Below are 22,471 nucleotides of genomic sequence, written 5' to 3' on the forward strand. Positions count from 1 at the left end.
CGATGCGCCAGACCTTCGATGAGACCACCGATCCGTCCTTCGGGGCGAAGCACCTGCCGCTGCTGCGCGCCCGAATGGCGGAGCAGGGCCTGGACGGCTTCCTGATCCCGCACGAGGACGAGCACCAGAACGAATATCTGCCCGACGCCAACGAGCGGCTGGCCTGGGCCACCGGCTTCACCGGCTCGGCCGGGGCGGCGGTGGTGTTCCAGGACCGGGCCAGCATGTTCACCGACGGCCGCTATACGGTGCAGGTCAAGGCCCAGACCGATCCGGCCCTGTTCGAACGGCGCGATCTGAACGAGGTCGCCGCCTATCTGGAGACGGCGAAGCCCGGCCAGGTGATCGGCTATGATCCGAAGCTGCACAGCCCGGACGCCCTGGTCGCCCTGAAGCGGGCGGCGCAGAAGGCGGGCGCCGAGCTGAAGCCGGTCGCGGTCAATCCGCTGGACCAGGCCTGGGGCGCGGATCGTCCGGTCCAGCCGGCCGCGCCGGTCACGCCGCACGAAGACGTCTATTCCGGCGAGCCCCATGCGGCGAAGCGGGCGCGCATCGGCCAGGCCGTGGCGGACGCCGGCGCCGAGGCTGTGGTTCTGACCGCACCCATGTCGATCGCCTGGCTGTTCAATGTGCGCGGCGGCGACGTGATCCGTTCGCCCCTGCCGATCGGTCATGCCGTGCTGACGGCCGAGGGCAAGGCGCGGCTGTTCCTGGACGGGGCCAAGGTGACGAATGAACTGCCGGCCTGGCTGGGCGACGACGTCCAGCTGGAGGCGCCGGAACGGCTGGCCGAGGCGCTGGACGGTCTGACGGGTCGGAAGGTGATGATCGATCCGGCCCTGTCCTCCGCGTGGTATTTCGACCGGCTGGAGCAGGCGGGAGCGACGGTGGTGCGGGCGGCGGACCCCTGCGCCCTGCCGCGCGCCACCAAGAATGCGGTCGAGATCGAGGGCAGCCGCCAGGCCCATATCCGCGACGGCGCGGCCCTGGCCAACTTCCTGCACTGGGTCGATACGACGGCGCAGCAGACCCTGCCGGACGAGCGCGAGGTGGTGGAGACGCTGGAGCGGTTCCGCGAGGCGACCGGGGCGCTGAAGGACCTGAGCTTCGACACCATCGCTGGCGCCGGGCCGAACGGCGCCCTGCCGCATTACAAGCCGGTCGGCGCCACGATCCGCCGGATCGAGAACGGCTCCCTGCTGCTGGTGGACGGCGGCGGCCAGTATCTGGACGGGACGACCGATGTGACCCGCACCATGGCGGTGGGGGAGGCGACGGCGGATCAGCGTCACAAGTTCACCCTGGTGCTGAAATCCCATATCGCCATGGCGACCATCCGCTTCCCGGCGGGGACCAGCGGCATGGCCCTGGACGCCATAGCGCGGGCGCCGATGTGGGCGGCAGGGCTGGATTACGACCATGGGACGGGTCATGGCGTCGGTTCGTATCTGGGCGTCCACGAGGGGCCGCAGCGGATCGCCAAATGGGGTACGGCCCAGCCGCTGCTGGAAGGGATGATCCTGTCCAACGAGCCCGGCTATTACCGCGAGGGCCATTGGGGCATCCGCATCGAGACCCTGCAGGTGGTGACGCCGGCGGTGGTTCCGGAGGGCGGCGAGCGGCCGATGCACGGGTTCGAACAGCTGACCTTCGCCCCCATCGATCGCAAGCTGATTGCGGTGGATCTGCTGACCCCGGACGAGCGGGCCTATGTGGACGCCTATCACGCCGAGACCCTGGCCAAGGTGGGGCCCCTGGTCGAGGGCGAGGTTCGGGCCTGGCTTGAGCGGGTCTGCGCCCCGCTCTGACCTCACGGCTCGATGGCGCGGGTCGGGCGCCGCCGCAGGTGGGTGACGGGGACGGTCAGGTCCGCCAAGGCGGCCCGGGTCGCCTCGTAGCCGGCGGCGACCGGCTCGTCATAGGCCTTCCAGTCGCGGATGTCGGTCCCGCCGATCCTGGGCAGGATCAGCACGTCGGCGGCGGCGCGCGACTGCTCCATCTCCGCGTCGGTGGTGATGGTCGCTGAACGCATCAGGATGGAGACGATGGGCGGGCCGGCCTTCCAGGCGCCCGACAGCACCCATTTCCACCATGAGGGCGGATTTTCCAGCGACGCCGGATCGACGCCGCGCGTCTGGGACATGTCCACGCCGATGATGGGGCCGCTGTTCAGCTGTCGCATCACGCTGGTCGGGAAATTCTTCAGCACGGCGCCGTCCACCAGCACCTGACCGTCGATGACCACGGGCGGCAGGACGCCGGGAATGGCGATGGAGGCGCGCATGGCCCGGCGCATCAGGCCGGTGCGATGGACCTCGATCCGGCCCGAGGTCAGGTTGGAGGAGACGGCGAAGAAGGGCAGGCAGAGATCGGCCAGATCCATGTCGCCATAGGCCTGCTCCAGCAGGCGGGCCACCTTGCGGGCGCGGGACATGGCGATGATGGGGAAGGCCAGGTCCGACAGGGGATCGGATTCGACGAAGGCGCGGCGGATCTCGTAGTCCAGCCGCTCGAACGACCAGCCCAGGGCCGGGCCGGCGGCCACGACCGCGCCCATGGAGGCGCCGCCGACGAAGTCGATGGGGACCTTGGCCTCTTCCAGCGCCTTGATCGCCCCCATGTGGCAATAGGCGCGGGCGCCGCCGCCCGACAGGACCAGGCCCACGGCGGTGCCGGTGATGACGCGGGCCATGCGGGCGGTGTCCGCCTCGACCCCCGCGACGCAGTGGAACCAACGGTCGGGTTGGAGCGCATTGAGCCAGACGCGAGTGTTGGCCGGCTGGTTCATGCGCGGATCGCGCAGCAGGATCAGGTCGGTCAGGCGCCGGTCGTCGCCGAATCCCATCCGGCGCGGCAGGTCGGACGGCGGGACCAGAAGCCCGCTCCCGACGATGAACAGCCGGTCCACCTGGCGGGCGCACAACTCGGCCCAGGCGGTCTGGTCCAGTTCGGCGACATAGAGGACATAGTCGTGATCGTCCTCGACCCGGCTGAACCATTCTGCGGCCGAGGTCAGGGCCGACTGGTCGATGACCTTGCAGGTGAAACCCATGGCCTGGACGGCGGCGGCGATCCGTTCGACGAAGGCGCGGATCGGACGGGGACGGGCCGAAACGAAGCCGAAGACATTGGGTTCGGCGGCGCCGACGGTCCGTTCGCGGGCGCGGTGGATCATCAGGCGCGACAGTTCGACCAGCAGGTCCGGCTCGGATCGGGCGGCCTCGAAGAAGGCTTCGCGCGGCAGGGCCAGGATTTCGGTGTCGCGCAGGGCGACCACGTCGGCCGTGTGCGGGGTGCCGGCCACCATGGCCATTTCGCCGACGGGTTCTCCGGGCCGGATGACGCCGACCAACTGGGGCGGCTGATCCGGCTCGACGTGAAAGACCCCCAGCCGCCCCGAGCGGACCAGATAGAGGGTGTCGGACGGATCGCCGGCCGCAAACAGTCGCTCGCCCCCGGTGAGGGCGAACCAGCTGGCGCGATCGATCATCGGCCCTTCGAAGATGCGCGACAAAGCGGAGGCCAGGGTGTCGGGACGAAGCGGAGCCATGGGAGGGTTGTAGGAGAGATTCCGGTCAGGGTGAATTGGCTCTGTCTTCGCGGCGGACCAGCGAAGTTGGGGAGGGCGTGGGACGCCGGGTCTGCACCCGGGGTTTGGAGTTTTAAGTACCGTTTCGGCGCAGTCGTCGTCCCACGCGGTCGTTTTCCACACGCGCTCCGGCTGGCGGCCCTATTCTTCGAGCCTTGCCGGATCGGCGGGCCGCCTTGCGACGGCTTCGCCGGGGCGGACATGCCGACGTAGGTCGACAGCGGTCCGCTTTCCTAAGCGTGCGGCGAGCAGGAGGCGGCATCCATCGCCGCCCCTAAGGACCCCGGCGGTCTCCATCCCGCCGGCTTCATCGCTCGACCACAGCCCCGCCGCCGTCAGGGCGCTGGATCCGACGCCCTCCCCATCGGCGGGGATGGGAGGAGGTTACGCGCGATTGCTGGTATGGCGCGGAAGTCGGGGTGAGATTCTTTTAGAGCGTTGAAATTGTTCGATTCAGACCAGCGTCATTGTGCGCGCTGACCTAGGTTGTCGATCATCACTTTCGTCATTCCGGGCGGAGGGCCGCTTGGCCCGCAGACCCGGAACCCAGCGGCGCCGAAGGCGAAATCTATCCGCCGCACCGCTTCTGGAGGCTGAGTCCGCGACAACTTCGCGCTCTCGCGCGCCGCTGGGTTCCGGGTCTCCGCTGCGCTTCGCCCGGAATGACGAAAGGGGGCTGGCGTCACCTCTCCGCACGCGAGTGGGGAGGTGAATGTGGAGGGAGCGTCATTGTGTGGTGCGGCGTCAAAGAGCCCCTCCGTCTCGCCGCTACGCGTCGAGCCACCTCCCCACTGCGTGGGGAGGAGACGGGTGGTCGGTCTGTCTCCTCCCCGCTTTGCGGGGAGGGGGACCGCCGCGCCGCTTTGCGCGGTGGTGGAGGGGCTCTTAGCCGCGAATTCGTTCCCGAGCCTTGAGCGCGCGGCGGCTGGGAAGTGACTGTGTGAGGTCAGGCGTCGACGGATTGGCTCGCCCCCAGGATGACGGCCTGGAGGGCGGGGGTTTCGATGGGTTTGCGCAGGACGCCGTCGGCGCCGGCGGCCATGTAGCGAGCCACGTCCTCGTCGAACACATTGGCGGTGAGCATATGGATCGGGGTGCGGGGACGGCCTGCGGCGGCCTCGGCGGCGCGGATGGCGGTCACGGCTTCGACGCCGTCCATGACCGGCATCATCACGTCCATCAGCACCAGGTCGAAGCGTTCGGCGGCGACGGCCTGGACCGCCTCCTGCCCGTTCTCGACCAGGACCAGGTCCAGACCGAAGGCCTGGAACAGGAGGGTCAGCAGCTTGCGATTGGCGGGGTGGTCCTCGGCGGCGAGGACGCGCAGCGTGGTGGAAGCCTCGACCGGCCCTTGGGCGGCGAGCCCGGCGTCCGCCGCCCGGACGGTCGGGCGTGGAGCGGGCTCGGCCGTGAAACGGACCCAGAAGACAGCGCCTTGCGCGCCGTTTTGCGGCCTGGCCGCGCGGACGCCGAGGGCGCCGCCCAGCGCCTGGGCGGAGGCGCGGCAAAGTGACAGGCCCAGGCCGGCGCCCCCGGCGGCGCGACCGGGGGCCAGTTGTTCGAAGGGTTCGAAGATCCGTTCGCGCTGATCCTTCGGCACGCCGGGGCCCTGGTCGTGAACCTCGAGATCGAGGTCGATGCGGCCGTCGGCGGCGGGCAGGGCGCGGGCCAGGATGCGGACGGTCCCGGACGGCGTCAGTTTCAGGGCGTTAGACAGATAGTTGATCAGGATCTGTTCGACCCGGGCCTCGTCGGTCAGGACCAGAAAGTCCTCACGGCGGCCCTGAAGCTCGACCTCGAGCCTGAGACCCAGTTCGTCGACACGCGAGCGCCAGACGCGGGCGATCGCCTCGATCCGCGCGGCGACATCGACGGGGGCGAGGCGAAGATCGACCTGGCCCGATTCGATCTTGGAGATGTCCAGGGCGCCGTTGAGCAGGCGAAGCAGCATGCCCCCGGCCTCGGCCATGTCGTCGATGACGGCGGCCTCGGCCTTGGGACGGCGACGGCCGCGCAGGACTTCGGTCAGGCCGAGGATGACGTTCAGCGGGGTGCGGACCTCGTGGCTGATCATGGCCAGGAAGCGGGACTTGGCCTGATTGGCGCGGGCGGCGGCGGCGTGGTCGGTCTCGGCCTGGGCCAGGGCCGCTTGAAGCTCGCGCGAGCGTTCGGTCACAGCCACCATCAGATCGACGGTCTCGCGGTCGCTGCGCCACTGACGCCAGGCCGCGCTGACGACGCCGAACAAGAACAGGGCGACGCTGAGCTGCAGGGCTGAATTCCTGGGCGCTTCGCCGACGGTGATCCACGCGATGGCTGCCGAGGGGGGGATGACGGCGGCGGCGAAGCTGAGCCGGCTGGAATGGACCTGAAGCGCGCCGACCATCAACACGCCGCCAATCAGCAGCAGCAGCTGGAGGTGATATTCGGGCATCGCGCGCCAGACGGCGAGAAAGAAGAGGCTGTTGTGCAGCGCCAGACAGAAGGTGATCGCCTCGGTGCCATGTCTCAGAATCGGCTCGGCGCGCGGCGCTGCCGGATTGGCGCGCAATCCCTGGACCATGCGCCAAAGCAGGCCATAGAGCAGGCTCTGGATCAGGAGAAACCCTAGCGCCCACTCCCAGCCCAGCTTCCACCAGGCCATCACGGCAATGGCCCCGACGGCGGCCAAGCGCACAGGGAACATGTCCCGATAGCGGTCGGCGTAAGCCTTTACGTAATCTGCACTGTCGGCCACGTCGCCAAGTCCCCGCTTCAAGCGTGGCCTTACCCGAGGGAGTTTAACGAGGCCTCAATAGTGAAGGTTTCAGCCCACCTTCACCCGCGTCGCTGACTCGGGCAGGTCTTCGCCGAAGGCGCGCTGGTAGAACTCGGCGATGGTGGGGCGTTCCAGTTCGTCGCACTTGTTGAGGAAGGTCAGGCGGAAGCTGAGGGCCAGGTCGCCGCCGAAGATCAGGGCGTTCTGGGCCCAGGTGATGACGGTGCGGGGCGACATGACGGTCGAGATGTCGCCGTTCATGAAGGCGTTGCGGGTCATGTCGGCGACGCGGACCATGGCGGCGATGCGACGGCGGCCCTCGGCGTCCGACCATTCGGGCACCTTGGCGGCGACGATCTCGGCCTCGACGTCGTGGTCGAGGTAGTTCAGCGTCGTGACGATGTTCCAGCGGTCCAGCTGGGCCTGATTGATCTGTTGCGCGCCATGGTACAGGCCCGTGGTGTCGCCCAGGCCGATGGTGTTGGTGGTGGCGAACAGGCGGAAATGCTTGTTGGGGCGGATGACGCGGTTCTGGTCCAGCAGGGTCAGGCGGCCCTGGGCCTCGAGCACGCGCTGGATCACGAACATCACATCGGGGCGGCCGGCGTCATATTCGTCGAACACCAGGGCGACGGGGCGTTGCAGCGCCCAGGGCAGGATGCCCTCGCGGAATTCGGTGATCTGCTTGCCGTCCTTGAGGACGATGGCGTCCTTGCCGATCAGGTCGATGCGGCTGACGTGGCTGTCCAGGTTGACGCGGACCAGGGGCCAGTTCAGGCGGGCGGCGACCTGTTCGATATGGGTCGACTTGCCGGTGCCGTGATAGCCCTGGACCATGACGCGGCGGTCGAAGGCGAAGCCGGCGCAGATGGCGATCGTCGTCTGCGGGTCGAAGCGATAGGCCTCGTCGATCTCGGGCACATGGCTGTCGCGCTCGGCGAAGACCGGCACGGTCATGTCGCTGTCGACCCCGAAGGCTTCGCGCAGGGTCACGCGGCGGGCGGGTTCGAGCGTCAGCAGGGGATCGGGGAGGGCGTCGTGCAGGGAGGTCATGGTCTGCGATTAGCGCAGGTTCAGGGCCACTGAAACCCCGCTCGTCCCCGCGAAAGCGGGGATCCAGTTCTTTTGCTCGGCAGGGCCTTGGACCACGACCGCGAGAAACCCCGTCCGATCATCGCCCAAAGCCCTGGGTCCCCGCTTTCGCGGGGATGAGCGGAGTGTGTTTACTTGGCCGCCAGGCGAACATCCACATTGCCGCGCGTGGCGTTGGAATAGGGGCAGACCTGGTGGGCCTTTTCGATCAGGTCGTCGATGACCGCCTGATCCAGGCCGTGGTCGGTGACGGTCAGGTCGACATCGAGGTTGAAGCCCTCGCCGTGCGTATTCTTGCCGAAGCCGATGCCGGCGGTGATCTTGGTGTCCGGGCCGACCGGCGTGCCGGCCTTGCCGCTGACCAGACGAAGCGCGCCGAGGTAGCAGGCGGCGTAGCCGGCGGCGAACAGCTGTTCGGGATTGGTCCCGTCGCCGCCCTTGCCGCCCATTTCTGTGGGCGTGGACAGTTTTACGTCGATCTTGCCGTCGTCGGTGGCCGAACGTCCATCTTCGCGGCCGCCGCCGGAGGCTGTGGCCTGGGCGCGATATAGAACTTCCATGGGGGGCTCCTGGGGTTGGGAAGGCTTCAGATGGGGGCTTAACGGGTGACGGGAAGGGTGCGTTGCATCCGCGCCCTAGCCTTTGGGGGGCGACGCGGGCTAAAGCACGATTTCGGGGCGCGTCGTCGGAGTACGCAGTGAAGATTGCCGAACGCTGGTTCGTATGGGCGGGCATGGTTCTGCTGGGCGGCATCGCCCTGGCGGGGTTGGTCGTCGCCGTCTATGCGGCATGGCTGTTTCATGACCTGCCGGACGCGTCCGAGCTGGCCGACTACCGGCCGCCGACGGCGACGCGGGTCTATGCCGGCGACGGCACCCTGATCGGCGAGTTCTCGGACGAGCGGCGAATCTATGTGTCCTATGACCAGATTCCGGAAACCGTGGTCCAGGCCTTCCTGGCCGCCGAGGACCGCAACTTCTTCCAGCACGGCGGGATCGACGTGGGCGGCATCGGCCGGGCCTCGATCAAGAACGTCTTCAACCTGGTCCAGGGGCGCCGGTTGGAGGGGGGATCGACCATTACCCAGCAGGTGGCCAAGAACGTCCTGCTGACCAACGAATCGAGCCTGAACCGCAAGCTGAAGGAAGCCATCCTGGCCAATCGCCTGGAGGCGACCCTGTCCAAGGAGCAGATCCTCAACCTGTATCTGAACGAGATCTTCCTGGGCTATCGCTCGTTCGGCATCGCCTCGGCGGCCTATAATTATTTCGGCAAGTCGCTGGCGCAGCTGACGCCGGACGAGGCGGCGTTCCTGGCGTCCCTGCCCAAGGGGCCGAACAATTATCACCCCAAACGCCACCCAGGCGCGGCCAAGGGCCGGCGGGACTGGGTGCTGGGCGAGATGGAGCAGAGCGGCTGGCTGACCGAGGCCCAGCTGGTCGAGATGCGCGCCCGGCCGCTGGCCACGCGCGATGCGCCGCAACGGTCGGAATACAAGGACGCGGACTTCTTCGTGGAGGAGGCGCGGCGTCAGGCGGCGGCCAATCCGGACTTCGGGGCGCAGTTGCGCGCCGGCGGCTTCTATATGCGCACCACCCTGGACCCGACGCTGCAGACGGCGGCGCGCCAGGCCCTGATGCAGGGTCTGGAGAATTATGACCGGCGCCACGGCTGGCGCGGGGGCTGGGGCACGACGGACTTCGCCGAGGGCTGGCAGGCCGCCGCCCTGAAGGAACAGGCGCCGCCCGAGCGCCGCACCTGGCAGGCCGCCGCCATCGAGAGCGTCAGCGGAAACACCGTCCGCATCCGCACCGCCAAGGATAACGAGAGCGGGACCCTGATCGCCGCCGACGCCGCCTGGGCCAACGCCAACAAGCAACTGCGGCGCGGCGAGCTGATCTTCGTCGAGAAGAAGAACGGCCAGTTCGCGCTGAAACAGGTGCCGCGCGTCAATGGCGCCCTGGTGGCGATCGAGCCTCAGTCGGGCCGGGTGCTGGCCATGGTGGGGGGCTATTCCTACGCCCTGTCCAGCTTCAACCGGGCGACCCAGGCGAAACGCCAGCCCGGGTCGGCGTTCAAGCCCTTCGTCTATTCGACGGCGCTGGAGGGTGATTTCACCCCGGCCTCGATCGTGCTGGACGCCCCGATCAGCTTCGCCGGCGGGGCCAATGGCCAGCGCTGGACGCCCGAGAACTATAGCCGGGAATATTACGGGCCGCAGAGCCTGAGGCGTGGGCTGGAGCTGTCGCGCAATGTCATGACCGTGCGTCTGGCCGAGGCCGTGGGCATGAAGAAGATCGTCGATCAGGCGGATCGGATGGGGATTCCCGGCCTGACGCCGAACCTGTCGGTGTCGCTGGGCGCCGGCGAGGTGACGCCGCTGGAGATCACGGCCGCCTATTCGGCCTTCGCCAACGGCGGACGGCGGATCACGCCCTATCTGATCGACTATGTGCAGGACCGCGACGGCGAAACCATCTTCAAGGCCGACAGCCGCAGCTGCCGCGACTGCGGCCGGGGCTTCTCGGGCCAAGAGTCGCCGCGTCTGCAGCCGCGCGGAACCCAGGTGATCGATCCGATCACCGCCTACCAGATGAGTTCGATGCTGGAGGGCGTGGTCCAGCGGGGCACCGCCGCCAGCGCCCGAGGCCTGGGCCGCTGGGTCGCGGGCAAGACCGGCACGACCAACGAGTACCGCTCGGCCTGGTTCGTCGGCTTCACCACGGACGTGGTGGTGGGGGTCTTCATCGGCTTTGACGACAACCGTTCGCTGGGATCGGGCGAGACCGGCACGACGGCGGCGGTGCCGGTGTTCATCGACTTCATGCAGACGGCGCTGAAGGAACGGCCGGCGCGTCCGTTCGTGCGGCCCAAGAACGCCGTCTTCCGCACCGTGAACGGGATCGAGGAAGCCTTCCGCCCCGGCACCGAACGCCAGGCCCCGGCGCCGACCCAGGCGCCGACCCAGCCGGTCGGGCCGCAGAACTATTACGACGTCGTCCGTCGTGAACAGGAGGCCGCCGCCGCCGGCGCCAATGCTCCGCCGCCGCCCGCAGCCGCGCCGCCGCCGAAGAAGGCGCCGGCTGAGGACTTGAGCGGACTGTACTGAGGCTCTAGGTAGGCCCTTCGAACGGCGCGTCCTCGTGGCGCGCCGTTCTTCATTAGTTCCTGCCCTATCGTGAAGCCTGCGGGCTTCGCTGCTTGAGGGCCTTGTGTCGCTGGGAGATTGCGATGAGACCGGATGTCGAGGCCATGAAGGCCGACATCGAGCAGAGCGTCGCTCTGCTCAGGAGGCGTCTTTGACTGGGATGTCGCTCTAAGAAAGCTCGATGAGCTGAACGCGCGGGTCGAAGACCCGACGCTGTGGGACAAGCCCGACGAAGCCCAGGCCGTCAGCCGCGATCGCTCGCAGCTGGAAGCCAAGATCAACACCGTCAAGGCGATGGAGCAGGACCTCGAGGACGGGGTTATGCTGGCCGAGATGGCGGATGAGGAAGGCGACGAGGGCGCGCTGGAAGACGCGCGCGCGTCGCTGCGCGGCATCAAGGACCGTGCGGCGCGGGCCGAGCTGGAGGCCCTGCTGTCCGGCGAGGCCGACGGCAACGACGCCTATCTGGAAGTGAACTCCGGCGCCGGCGGCACCGAGTCGAACGACTGGGCCGGGATGCTGCTGCGGATGTATTCCCGCTGGGCCAAGGCGCACGGCTATGAGGTCACGATCGAGGCCTATGAAGAAGGCGAACAGGCGGGGGTAAAGTCGGCCACCATCCTGGTCGCCGGGCCCAACGCCTATGGCTGGCTGAAGTCGGAATCGGGCGTGCACCGTCTGGTGCGGATCAGCCCCTATGACGCGGCGGCCAAGCGGCACACCAGCTTCGCCTCCATCGGGGTGTCGCCGGTCGTGGACGACACGATCGAGATCGACATCAATCCGTCCGACGTGCGCACCGACACCTATCGCGCCTCGGGCGCCGGCGGTCAGCACATCAACAAGACCGACTCAGCCGTGCGCCTGACCCACGTTCCGACCAATACGGTCGTGGCCTGTCAGGCCGGCCGGTCGCAGCACCAGAACCGCGAGATGGCGTGGAAGATGCTGCGGGCGCGGCTGTACGAGCTGGAACTGCAGAAGCGCGAGGCGGCGGCTCAGGCCCTGGCGGACGCCAAGACGGACATCGGCTGGGGTCACCAGATCCGATCCTATGTGCTGCAGCCGTATCAGATGGTGAAGGACCTGCGGACCGAGGTCGAGACCTCGGACACCCAAGGGGTGCTGGACGGCGATCTGGACGCCTTCATGGGCGCGGCCCTGGCGGCGCGGGTCGGCGAGACGCGCGGATCGAACGTGGACTGAAGGCCTCCTCCCCATCCGTGATGGGGAGGAGACGTTTCGTTCAGACCGCGGCCTTTTCAGCCGGCTTGTCGGACGAGGCGTCCGAAGCCGAGGCGACGATCACCGGAGCCGGCGACGCGGGGCTGGCGATGGGCGCAGGCGCCGCTTGCGGCGCGACCGGGGTGACGGCGGCGGGCGCCGGGGCCTGGCGCTGGCCCTGGGCGACGCGCCCCTGGAAGAAGGCGCCGACGTCGATCGACAGCTGTTCGGCGGTGATGTCGCCGTCGACATAGGCGGTGGCGACCAGTTTGACCTGTTTGCCCTGGACGCCGCCGACGATACGGCCGCGCACCTCGATATAGTCGGCCTGGACATTGCCCTCGACCGCGCCGGTCTCGCCGACGATCAGGCGGCCGACACGGACGTCGCCCTTGACCTGGCCGTCGATCTGAAGGTCGCCGGCGCCGGAGACGTTGCCTTCGAACACGAGGTCCGACGACAGGGTCGACAGGCCGCGGCCGGTCGGGACAGGCGAGGGCGTGGGCGGGGCAACGCCGGCGCGGGGCGCGGACGGCATGTCCGGAAGCGGCGGAATGACGGGCGCGCTCGGCCGAGGCGACGGCGCCGGGGCGGGGGTTTTATTGGTCTTGTTGAACAAGTTGATCTCCTGCTCTGAGGAAGCGTGCGGGGTTCTGGGGTCGGCCGTTCAGCCAGACTTCGTAATGGAGGTGGACGCCCGTGGAGCGGCCCGTCGTGCCCATCGCGCCGATGCGTTGGCCGAGCGCGACCGACTGGCCGGGCTTGACCCCCAGGACGTTGAGATGGGCGTAGCGCGTCTTGAAACCGCGTCCATGGTCTAGCTCAACAGTATTGCCATAGCCTGAACGAACGCCAGCGAAGGACACGACGCCGGGGGCGGTGGCGTAGATCGGCGTGTTCAGAGGGGCGGCGAAGTCCTGGCCCTGATGGATGGCGGGGCGGCCGTTGAACGGATCGAAGCGAACGCCGTAGCCGGAGGTGGTGCGCGCCTGGGTCGGGCGTTTGAACGGCAGGCCCTTGGCGGCGTCGGTCAGGGCCCGCATCTCATGCAGATTGGTGGCGGCGTGGCGAATTCGGATGGCGAAGGGTTCATCCACGTCGAGGATGGCCGCAAGGGCGCGGGGATCGCGCGCCTCGACCAGCGGACCGCCTAGGGGGCCGGAGGCAGCGACATAGGCGGAGGGGTTGAGGCCGGCCAGGCGGAAGGCGACGCGCAGGCGCTCGGCCCGGGTCTGGGCGAAGTCCTCGGCGCGGTCCAGCAACCGTTCCTGGTCGAGGCGCACCGCCAGGATCCGCTGGATCGGGGTGGCGGACGCAGGGATGGGGGTCGGGGCCAGGGCCTTTTCCGCCCCTTCGACGCCGTGGAAGTCGGCCATGACATTGGTCAGGGCGGCGTGGCGCCGCTCGATCATCGCCGCAGTCTGCTCCAGCGATCCGTTGGCGGCCGACATGCGCACCACGGCGCTTTCCAGCCGGGCCTGAAGATCGGCGTTGAGGCGTTCGGAGGCGGCGCGGGCGCGGATGACCTCGGCGTCGGACCGGTGCTGGGCGATCAGGTCGAACAGGAAGGCGCCGGAGGCCATCAGCGACCAGCCCAGGGCGGCGACGGCCAAGAGAGCGATCATCACCTGTCGCCGGGCGGTCAGGGCGTAGGCGCGGATGTCGTCATGGCTGCGAAGGTACAGGTAGCGCACCGGCAAGAAACGTTCGTGCCAGGATGGTTCCTGCGATTGTTCTTGCACACTCATAAGCAACGCCCCCACGTCGAGGTGAGGTTTATCCGGTGCAACGATGACACGGGCAAGACTGTTTAGCGCCCGTTAACCACGATTATGGCGCTAAAACGGCATTATCACGCGATTGTTGATTGAGACTCGCGTTCAAGGGGAATTCACGAATCGGCTTTTCAACCGGCTGGGTGTCGGGCCGGCGGGGAGCCGTCAGCCGAGGGCGCGGGCGGCGTCCAGAACGGCGGCGGCGTGGTCGGCCACCTTCACATTGCGCCAGGCCTTGGCCACCCGACCGTCGGCGTCGATCAGGAAGGTGGCGCGTTCGATCCCCATATATTCGCGGCCGTACAGCTTCTTCTCCACCCAGACGCCCCAGGCCTCGCAGGCGACGCCGTCCTCGTCAGAGGCCAGGGTTACGGCAAGGTCGTATTTGGCCTTGAACTTGTCGTGCTTCTTCACCGTGTCCTTGGACACCCCGATGACGGGCACGCCCAGGGCGGCGAAGTCGGCCGCCAGGGCGGTGAAGTCCTGGGCCTCGCGGGTGCAGCCGGTCGTGTCGTCCTTGGGATAGAAATAGACGACGGCGGGCTTGCCCTTGAGGGCAATGAGGGAGACCCGGCCGCCGTTGTCGGTCGGCAGGTCTAGGGCGGGGGCGGGCTGGCCTTCGGCAGCGGACATTTCATACTCTGAATGGGTCCGGCGAAAGCCGGGGCTGGTTCTGTCGCGCGACAATACGTCGGATCAGGCGCAGCGGACGCCTAGCCCGGCGAAGCTTGCCAAGCCCTGGGGCCCGAGCCTCGCCGGGATGAGCGGGATCAGATCGGGCAAACCAGAACGATCTTCTTCTTGCCGGCCGCCAGCTTGATCACGCCGTCCTTGAGGTCGGCCTCGGTCAGCAACTGGGCACCGTCGGCCACGGCGGCGTCATTCAGGCGCAGGCCACCGCCCTGGGCCAGGCGGCGGGCCTCGCCGTTGGATGCGGTCAGGCCGGCCTTGGTGACGACGGCGGCGATCATGGCGCCGTAGACCTCGGCCGACGGCAGTTCGACGGTCGGCAGATCGGCGGAGACCTGACCCTTTTCGAAGGCGGTCTCGGCGGCGGCGCGGGCCTTGGCGGCTTCGTCGGCGCCGTGCAGCAGGGTGGTGGCGGCGTCGGCGAGGGCCTTCTTGGCGTCGTTGATGGCCGCGCCCTCCAGGGCCTCGTATTCGGCGATCTGCTCCAGGCTCAGGTCGGTGAACAGGCGCATGAAGCGGCCGACGTCGGCGTCCTCGGCGTTGCGCCAGAACTGCCAGTAGTCATAGGGGCTCAGCTGTTCGGCGTTCAGCCAGACGGCGCCCTGGGCGGTCTTGCCCATCTTGCCGCCCGAGGCCGTGGTCAACAGCGGGGTGGTCAGGCCGAAGGCGGCCTTCTGATCCACCCGACGCACCAGATCGACGCCCGAGGTGATATTGCCCCACTGGTCCGACCCGCCCATTTGCAAGGTCACCTTCAGGGCGCGGTTCAGCTCCAGGAAGTCCACCGACTGCATCAGCATGTAGTTGAACTCGAGGAAGGTCATCGGCTGCTCGCGCTCGAGCCGCAGCTTGACGGAATCGAAGCTCAGCATCCGGTTGACGGTGAAATGCGTGCCGAAGTCGCGCAGGAACTGGATGTAGCCGTAGCCCGACAGCCAGTCGTCGTTGTTGACCATGACCGCTTCGGTCGGGCCGTCGCCGAAGGTCAGGAATTTGGCGAAGACCGTCTGGATCGAGTCGATGTTCGACTGGATCGTCTCTTCGGTCAGCTGGGGGCGCGACGTGTCCTTGCCGGTCGGGTCGCCGACCTTGGTGGTGCCGCCGCCCATCAGGACGATGGGCTTGCCGCCCGCCTGCTGGAGCCGGCGCAACATCATGATCTGGATCAGGCTGCCCACGTGCAGCGACGGGGCGGTGGCGTCGAAGCCGATGTAGCCGGCAACCACGCCGTCGGCCGCCGCCGCATCCAGCTCGACCGGATGGGTGATCTGGTGAATGTAGCCGCGCGCCTGGAGGGTGCGGAGGAAGTCGGATTTGAAGGCTTGTTCGGTCATGGCGGGGCTCCGTTAGCAGGGATGCCGGCGGTCGTCTTCCATTTCCGAAGAGCGCGTCGCCAGCGAAGGCGGCGCGTGTTCGCGGGCCGCTCGCTTACAGCGGGCGGTAATACAGGCCGGCGATGGCGCGGGCGGCGAACATGGGTTCTGGATAAGGCGCAGCGTTGACCGGCGTCAAGCCTTCGCTACGAAGGACGGATGCGTCTGCCCCTGATCCCGCACCCGACCTGTTCCCCCGCTGGGCTGACGCTGGAGGTCGAGGCGCGGCGGGCGGGGCGGGTGTTGAGCCTGGAATATGTCCTGGCCGGGCCGGTCGAGTTTGTGCGTTGGCCGCAGGCGGCGGCGCGGGCGCGGACGGACGAGCTTTGGCGGACGACCTGTTTCGAGGCCTTCGTGCGGACGGCGGACGGCTATGTCGAATATAATCTGTCGCCGTCGGGGGCGTGGGCGGCCTATCGGTTCGACGGCTATCGCGAGGGGATGCGGGCGCTGGAGATTGCGCCGCCCTTCATCGTGACGCGGATGGCGCCCGGGCGGTTCGGGCTGACGGTCGATGTGGAGCTGCCGGAGGATGCGACGGGCGTCGTCGGCCTGACGGCGGTGATCGAGGGGCTGGACGGGGCGATCGCCTATTGGGCCCTGGCCCATCCATCGGATAAGCCGGACTTTCATCATCCCGACTCGTTCGCGCTGGAACTGCCATGAATTTCGGTCTCGACCGCCTGCTGTCCGACGACGCCCTGAGGGCGCAGCTGAAGGGGCGGCGCGTGGCGTTGCTGGCGCATCCGGCCTCGGTGACGAAGGATCTGGGTCATGCGGTGGACGCCCTCGCCGCCTGTCCCGAGATCAACCTCACCGCCGCCTTCGGGCCGCAACACGGGATGAAGGGCGACCTTCAGGACAATATGATGGAGAGCCCGGATTATCGCGATCCGGTGCACGGGTTTCCGGTCTTCAGCCTGTACGGCGAGGTGCGCCGGCCCAGGGACGAATGGATGGAGACGTTCGACGTCGTCCTGATCGACCTGCAAGACCTGGGCTGCCGCATCTACACCTATGTGACCACGCTTCTGTATGTGCTGGAGGCGGCGGCGAAACACGGCAAGTCGGTGTGGGTGCTGGATCGGCCCAATCCGGCAGGGCGGCCGGTCGAGGGGCAGACGCTGAAGCCCGGCTGGGAGAGTTTCGTCGGGGCGGGGCCGATGCCGATGCGGCACGGGATGACCCTGGGCGAACTGGGCCTGTGGTTCATCGACCAGTTCAAGCTGGATGTGGATTATCGCGTCGTGGAGATGCAGGGCTGGGCGCCCGAGGCGGGGCCGGGCTTCGGCTGGCCGCTGGGCGAGCGGGCCTGGGTCAATCCCAGCCCGAATGCGCCGAACCTGTCGATGGCGCGGGCCTATGCCGGGACGGTGATGCTGGAGGGGGCGACCCTGTCGGAGGGGCGGGGCACGACCCGGCCGCTGGAGCTGTTCGGGGCGCCGGACATCGATGCGCGGGCGGTGATCGCGGAAATGCACGTTCTGGCGCCGGAGTGGCTGGGCGGCTGCGTGCTGCGCGACATGTGGTTCGAGCCGACCTTCCATAAGCATGTCGGGAAACTGTGCAGCGGGGTGCAGATCCATGTCGATCACCCCGGCTATGACCATGCGGCCTTCAAGCCGTGGCGGGTGCAGGCCCTGGGGTTCAAGGCGATCCGGCGGCTGTATCCCGACTATGATCTGTGGCGGGATTTCCCGTACGAGTATGCGTTTGGGAAACTGCCCATCGATGTGATCAACGGCGGGCCGGGGCTGCGGGAATGGGTGGACGACGCGGCGGCGACGCCGGGCGATCTGGATGCGGCGACGCAGCCGGACGAGGCGGCGTGGGAAGAGGTCCGACGGGGGTTCCTGCTGTATTGACCCGGCGCTAGAACAGCACCGCGGGGTTCATGATGCGCTTGGGGTCGATGGCGCGGCGGATCGCGGCCATGGTCTCGATCTCGAGGGGGGATTTGTAGCGTTTGACCTCCTCGGTCTTCAGCCGGCCCAGCCCGTGTTCGGCGGAGATGGAGCCGTCGTAGGTTCCGACAACGTCGTGAACCACTTGCGAGCCTTCCTTCCAGCGACCGATGAAGGCGGGGATGTCCTGACCCACGCCGGGCAGGATGTCGTAGTGCAGATTGCCGTCGCCGACGTGGCCGAAGACCGAGATGCGGGCGCCGGGGTGGAAGCGTTCGACGGCGGCCGAGGCTTCGTCGATGAATTCGGCGATGCGGCTGATGGGGACCGAGACGTCGTGTTTCCAGCCGCCGCCCTCGGGCTTGAGCGCCGCCGAATGTTCTTCGCGCAGACGCCAGAAGGCGGCGCGCTGGGCGTCGTTCTGGGCGATGGCGGCGTCGGTGATCAGGCCTTGCTCGAAGGCGACCTCCAGCAGGGCCTCCATCTGGGCCTCGGCGCTGCCGGGCGTGCCGGAGGCGATCTCGATCAGGACGTACCAGTCGGGGGTCGAGTCCAGCGGTTCGCGGGTGTCGGGGATGTTCTTGAGCACCAGTTCCATGCCCAGCCGCTTCATCAGCTCGAACGCCTCGACCCCGCCGCCGGTCTCGGCCTTGGCGCGGGCCAGAAGCTCGACCGAGGCGGCGGCTGTCTCCAGGCCGACGACGGCGACGGCGCGCGAGCGCATGATGGGGAAGAGTTTCAGGGTGGCGGCGGTGACGACGCCCAATGTGCCCTCGGCGCCGATCAGCAGCTGTTTCAGGTCGTAGCCGGTGTTGTCCTTGCGCAGGCGCTTCAGGCCCCGGAAGATCTCGCCATTGGGCATGACGGCTTCGAGGCCCAGCACCAGGTCGCGCATCATGCCGTAGCGCAGCACCTGGGTGCCGCCGGCGTTGGTGGAGATGACGCCGCCTATTGTGGCCGACCCTTCCGCCGCGAGGCTGAGCGGGAAATAGCGGCCTGCCGCCGTCGCCGCCTGTTGCGCCTCCAGCAGGGTCAGGCCGGCCTCGACCGTCATGGCGTCGTCCAGGGGGGTGACGTCGCGGACGGCGCGCATCTTGCGGGTGGACAGCAGGACCTCGCCGAAGGGGATCTGGCCGCCGACCAGGCCGGTGCCGCCGCCCTGGGGCGTGATGGCGACGCCTTCACGGGCGCAGATCGTCACGGCCCTGGCCGTTTCCTCGGTCGAGCGCGGGGTCAGCAGGATGGGGGTGTCGCCGGTCCAGCGGTTGCGCCATTCGGTCAGGTGCGGGGCGATGACCTCGGGATCCTGGGTCCAGCCGCCTGGACCGAGGGCGGCCTTCAGTTCGTCCAGAACGGCGGGAGAGGGGGCGGGCGTGCTCATGGCCCCCTTTTGTCAGGGGGCGCGGGACGTGGGAAGGCGTTTTCGCCCATCAAAGGCCGTCATCCTCGGGCTTGTCCCGAGGATGACGAAAACTGAAGATGGCGGACGCCTCAGACGTCCAGGTCTTCCTTCACGAACTGGGCGTTTTCCTGGATGAACTGGAAGCGGGCGTCGGCGCGCTTGCCCATCAGGCGTTCGACCAGGTCTTCGACGCTGGTTTCGGCGTCGGGGACGGTGATCCGCGCCAGGGTGCGCTTCTTGGGGTCCATGGTGGTCTCCTTCAGCTGGGAGGCCATCATTTCGCCGAGGCCCTTGAACCGGCCGATCTCGGTCTTCTTGCCCTTGAAGACGGTGGCCAGCAGTTCGTCGCGGTGGGCGTCGTCGCGGGCGTATTCGCTCAAGGGGCCGGCGGAGATCCGGTACAGGGGCGGCAGGGCCATGAAGACACGGCCCTGGCGAATCGTCTCGGGCATGACCCGGTAGAAGAAGGTGATCAGCAGGGCCGCGATATGGGCGCCGTCCACGTCGGCGTCGGTCATGATGACGATCCGCTCGTAGCGCAGGTCGTCGATGTTGAACCGGTTGCCGGGCTGGACGCCCAGGGCCAGGGCCAGGTCGGACAGTTCGATATTCTGGCGCAGCTTGTCGGCCGTCGCCGAGGCGACGTTCAGGATCTTGCCGCGCAGGGGAAGGATGGCCTGGGTGGTGCGGTCGCGCGCCTGTTTGGCCGAGCCGCCGGCCGAATCGCCTTCGACGATGAAGAGTTCGGTGCCCTGGGCCGATTGACGGCTGCAGTCCGACAGCTTGCCCGGCAGGCGCAGCTTGCGGGTGGCGGCGGCGCGCTGGACCTCCTTGTCCTTGCGGCGGCGCAGGCGGTCTTCGGCGCGATCGACGACGAAGCCGAGCAGGGCGTTCGCCTGTTTGGGGCTTTCGGTCAGCCAGTGGTCCAGCGGGTCGCGCAGCAGCTGTTCGACCAGACGAGCGCCCTCTGGTGAGGACAGGCGGTCCTTGGTCTGGCCCTGGAACTCGGGATTGCGGATGAAGACGCTGATCAGGGCGCCGGCGTTGGCGGTGACGTCCTCGGCCGTGATGATGGCGGCGCGCTTTTCGTTGGTCAGTTCGCCGTAAGATTTCAGACCCTTGACCAGGGCGGCGCGGAAGCCGGCCTCGTGGGTGCCGCCGTCGGGGGTGGAGACGGTGTTGCAGTAGGACTGGATGAAGCCGTCGGCCTCGCCGAAGCCGATGGGCGACCAGGTGACGGCCCATTCAAAGGCGCCCGCCTCGCCCTGACGCTCGGCGCGGCCGGCGAAGGTGGGGGTGACGGTTTCCAGCTCGCCGATCCGGTCGGTCAGGGCGTCGGCCAGGCCGCCGGGGAAGTGGAGCAGGGCCTGGGTCGGGGTGGCGTCGGTGATCCGCTCGGGCGCGCAGGTCCATTTGATCTCGACGCCGCGGAACAGATAGGCCTTGGAGCGGGCCATGCGGAACAGGCGGGCGGGCTTGAAGGCCGCGCCCATGCCGAAGATCTCGTCGTCCGGCTTGAAGCGGATCAGGGTGCCGCGCTTCTTGGACGGCTGAACCTGCTGGATCGGGCCCAGGACATTGCCGCGCGAGAAGGACTGTTTCCACTCGAAGCCGTCGCGCCAGACGACGACATCCAGATGTTCGGACAGGGCGTTGACGACCGAGACGCCGACGCCGTGCAGGCCGCCCGAGGTCTCATAGGCCTTGCCCGAGAATTTGCCGCCCGAGTGGAGGACGGTCATCACCACCTCCAGCGCCGACTTGCCCGGGTGTTTGGGGTGGGGGTCGACGGGGATGCCCCGGCCGTCGTCGCGGACGGCCAGATAGCCGTCGGCGTCCAGCTCGACCGTGATCAGCTTGGCGTGGCGGGCCACGGCCTCGTCCATCGCATTGTCGAGGACTTCGGCGAACAGGTGGTGCAGGGCGCGTTCGTCGGTGCCGCCGATATACATGCCGGGGCGTTTGCGGACGGGCTCGAGCCCTTCCAGCACCTCGATGGATGAGGCGGAATAGGCGTTCTGGGCGCCGGCGGTCGGCGCCGGCGTCGCGGTTGCGGCGACGGGCGACGGGACCGGTTTTGACGCAGGCGCGGGCGCGGCCTGGGGCGGGAGCGCCGCGACAGGTTTGGGAGCCTCGGGCTTGGGAGCGTCGGGCGTGTCGTCAAAAGCGAAGAGGTCTGCGGCCATTCACATAGTCTGAGGCGATTCGGAGCCGGTTCTGGTAGGCCCGTGTCGCCGGTCGAGCAAGCGGCGGTCGCACCGGGACCGGATCGAAGGTCACGGCGCGGGCCAGAATCGCCAGCATCAGGATCCACGGCAGGTTGGCGTGGGTCAGCAGGACGCTCTCGGACAGGCTGAGGACAAAGAAGCCCGCCATATAGCCGAGGCTCCAGAACCCCTCGCGGGCGCCCATGCCGTTCAGACGGATGAGAATCAGGATCGCCGCCGTCAGCATCAGGGCGCCGACCGCCACGGCGCCGGGCCAGCCCAGCTGGACCAGCAGATCGATCCATCCGTTGTGGGCGCTGGGGACGGGCCACTGGGTCTCGAGCCGGATTTCGCGCGCCGGGATGGAGTCCTTGCCCCAGAAGGCGCTGAAGCCGTAGCCGGTCCAGGGGCGGTCGGCGACCTTGCGCATCAGGGCCTCCCAGATCAGGGTCCGGCCGGTCAGGGAGGGGTCCTTGCCCAGGGCCTCGAGAATGGCGGCGGAATTGGTGTTCCAGACCCAGGCGCCGACGGCGGCGGTCACCACGCCGAGCCAGACGGCCGCGACAGTGACGGCCGCGCCGCCCTGTTTCAGCGTCCACCAGCCGCCGACCATGCCGACGCCCAACATCCAGCACAGCAGCGAGGTCTTGGACTGGGTGGCCACAACCAGGAGGGTGGTCAGGGCGAAGGTGACGACGGCGACCCAGGGCTTGCGGCCGTTCTGGGCCAGATGATCGGCGGCGAGGCAGGCGGCGGCAGAGACGGCGCCGACCACCATGACCAGGCCCATCTGGTTCTTTTCGTACCAGAGTCCGCGCCACAGGCCGGCGTTGTCGAACTGATGAACCCCGATGCGGGGAAAGGCGAAGACCATGATCAGGCTGCCGACCGCCATGACCAGACAGGAGTGCATCAGGACGCGCGGCAGGGCGACGCCCCGGAAGACGGCGCCCAGATAGACGGCGAAGGCGCTGTTGATCGCCAGAGCGATGACGCGCCGGTCGGTGACGCCGGGATCGATGGACCAGTATTGCGAGACATAGGCCAGGCCGACCAGGCCGCCGACCATCAGCCAGGCGGGCCAGGCGCGGACGACCTTTTCGAAACGGAACAGGATCAGGCCCAGGGTGACGGCGTAGACCGGCAGCCAGAGCAGGCGAAGGATCGGGGTCTCGCCCTGGTCCGGTGCGATGACGGGGGCGAACAGGGCGCCGGTCAGCATGAAGACGACAAAGCCCGCCGCCCCCTGTTCCCAGGCGGGCGGGGCGTCCGAATCATCGATCTGGACGGGTGAGGCATACACGGGGCG

General features: G+C 68.2%; 16 protein-coding genes. 5 read left to right on the forward strand and 11 right to left on the reverse strand.

Going from position 1 to position 22,471, the window contains the following annotated elements:
- Nucleotides 1–2 precede the first annotated feature (2 nt).
- Complete coding sequence (locus tag ACW17X_RS02945) at nucleotides 3–1,808, forward strand: aminopeptidase P family protein (RefSeq protein WP_492099581.1); 1,806 nt, start codon at nucleotides 3–5, stop codon at nucleotides 1,806–1,808.
- Nucleotides 1,809–1,810: 2 nt separating this feature from the next.
- Here ACW17X_RS02945 and ACW17X_RS02950 read toward each other — a convergent pair whose 3' ends face one another.
- From ACW17X_RS02950 to ACW17X_RS02965, 4 genes are all read right to left on the reverse strand, one after another.
- Complete coding sequence (locus ACW17X_RS02950; protein ID WP_492099582.1) at nucleotides 1,811–3,550, reverse strand: patatin-like phospholipase family protein; 1,740 nt, start codon at nucleotides 3,548–3,550, stop codon at nucleotides 1,811–1,813.
- Nucleotides 3,551–4,535: 985 nt separating this feature from the next.
- Nucleotides 4,536–6,326 carry a response regulator gene (locus tag ACW17X_RS02955; protein WP_492099583.1) on the reverse strand — a complete coding sequence of 597 codons (1,791 nt, stop codon included), beginning with the start codon at nucleotides 6,324–6,326 and terminating at the stop codon, nucleotides 4,536–4,538.
- Nucleotides 6,327–6,395: 69 nt separating this feature from the next.
- Nucleotides 6,396–7,400: a cobaltochelatase subunit CobS gene (gene cobS / locus ACW17X_RS02960; RefSeq protein WP_492099584.1), complete on the reverse strand. Its 1,005-nt coding sequence runs from the start codon at nucleotides 7,398–7,400 to the stop codon at nucleotides 6,396–6,398.
- A gap of 170 nt (nucleotides 7,401–7,570) precedes the next feature.
- Nucleotides 7,571–7,999: an organic hydroperoxide resistance protein gene (locus tag ACW17X_RS02965; RefSeq protein ID WP_492099585.1), complete on the reverse strand. Its 429-nt coding sequence runs from the start codon at nucleotides 7,997–7,999 to the stop codon at nucleotides 7,571–7,573.
- Nucleotides 8,000–8,136: 137 nt separating this feature from the next.
- Between ACW17X_RS02965 and ACW17X_RS02970 the strand changes: the two genes are divergently transcribed.
- Complete coding sequence (locus ACW17X_RS02970; protein ID WP_492099586.1) at nucleotides 8,137–10,548, forward strand: penicillin-binding protein 1A; 2,412 nt, start codon at nucleotides 8,137–8,139, stop codon at nucleotides 10,546–10,548.
- A gap of 122 nt (nucleotides 10,549–10,670) precedes the next feature.
- Nucleotides 10,671–11,793, forward strand: a protein-coding gene (gene prfB, locus ACW17X_RS02975; protein WP_492086863.1) for a peptide chain release factor 2 whose coding sequence is annotated in 2 segments (ribosomal slippage) — nucleotides 10,671–10,739 and nucleotides 10,741–11,793 — 1,122 coding nt in all. Because the reading frame shifts where the segments join, the coding sequence is not laid out codon by codon here.
- A 40-nt stretch (nucleotides 11,794–11,833) separates the two neighbouring features.
- Here the strand turns inward: prfB and ACW17X_RS02980 are convergent.
- The 4 genes from ACW17X_RS02980 to tyrS form a co-directional block, all read right to left on the reverse strand.
- On the reverse strand, nucleotides 11,834–12,430 hold the full coding sequence (locus ACW17X_RS02980; RefSeq protein ID WP_492099587.1) for a bactofilin family protein: 597 nt from the start codon (nucleotides 12,428–12,430) through the stop codon (nucleotides 11,834–11,836).
- Nucleotides 12,411–13,559, reverse strand: coding sequence for a M23 family metallopeptidase (locus tag ACW17X_RS02985; protein WP_492099588.1), 1,149 nt, complete (start codon nucleotides 13,557–13,559; stop codon nucleotides 12,411–12,413). Before ACW17X_RS02985 ends, ACW17X_RS02980 begins: the two co-directional genes overlap by 20 nt.
- Nucleotides 13,560–13,751: 192 nt before the next feature.
- Nucleotides 13,752–14,219, reverse strand: coding sequence for a peroxiredoxin (locus ACW17X_RS02990; RefSeq protein ID WP_492099589.1), 468 nt, complete (start codon nucleotides 14,217–14,219; stop codon nucleotides 13,752–13,754).
- Nucleotides 14,220–14,356: 137 nt separating this feature from the next.
- Nucleotides 14,357–15,610 carry a tyrosine--tRNA ligase gene (gene tyrS / locus ACW17X_RS02995; RefSeq protein WP_492099590.1) on the reverse strand — a complete coding sequence of 418 codons (1,254 nt, stop codon included), beginning with the start codon at nucleotides 15,608–15,610 and terminating at the stop codon, nucleotides 14,357–14,359.
- A 198-nt stretch (nucleotides 15,611–15,808) separates the two neighbouring features.
- On the opposite strand from tyrS, the gene ACW17X_RS03000 reads away from it, so the two are divergent.
- Together ACW17X_RS03000 and ACW17X_RS03005 are read left to right on the forward strand one after the other, a co-directional pair.
- Nucleotides 15,809–16,315: a DOMON-like domain-containing protein gene (locus ACW17X_RS03000; protein ID WP_492099591.1), complete on the forward strand. Its 507-nt coding sequence runs from the start codon at nucleotides 15,809–15,811 to the stop codon at nucleotides 16,313–16,315.
- Entirely contained in the window at nucleotides 16,312–17,514 is a 1,203-nt protein-coding gene (locus tag ACW17X_RS03005; RefSeq protein ID WP_492099592.1) for an exo-beta-N-acetylmuramidase NamZ family protein, read from the forward strand. Before ACW17X_RS03000 ends, ACW17X_RS03005 begins: the two co-directional genes overlap by 4 nt.
- Before the next feature lie 7 nt (nucleotides 17,515–17,521).
- Here ACW17X_RS03005 and ACW17X_RS03010 read toward each other — a convergent pair whose 3' ends face one another.
- The 3 genes from ACW17X_RS03010 to ACW17X_RS03020 form a co-directional block, all read right to left on the reverse strand.
- Nucleotides 17,522–18,934 carry an FAD-binding oxidoreductase gene (locus tag ACW17X_RS03010; protein ID WP_492099593.1) on the reverse strand — a complete coding sequence of 471 codons (1,413 nt, stop codon included), beginning with the start codon at nucleotides 18,932–18,934 and terminating at the stop codon, nucleotides 17,522–17,524.
- A 110-nt stretch (nucleotides 18,935–19,044) separates the two neighbouring features.
- On the reverse strand, nucleotides 19,045–21,141 hold the full coding sequence (gene parE, locus ACW17X_RS03015) for a DNA topoisomerase IV subunit B (RefSeq protein WP_492099594.1): 2,097 nt from the start codon (nucleotides 21,139–21,141) through the stop codon (nucleotides 19,045–19,047).
- Nucleotides 21,116–22,465, reverse strand: a complete 1,350-nt coding sequence (locus ACW17X_RS03020; protein ID WP_492099595.1) for an O-antigen ligase family protein — start codon at nucleotides 22,463–22,465, stop codon at nucleotides 21,116–21,118. Before ACW17X_RS03020 ends, parE begins: the two co-directional genes overlap by 26 nt.
- Between the last annotated feature and the right edge of the window lie 6 nt (nucleotides 22,466–22,471).

The sequence above is a fragment of the Brevundimonas sp. FV1ye4L genome (genome assembly GCF_058681255.1).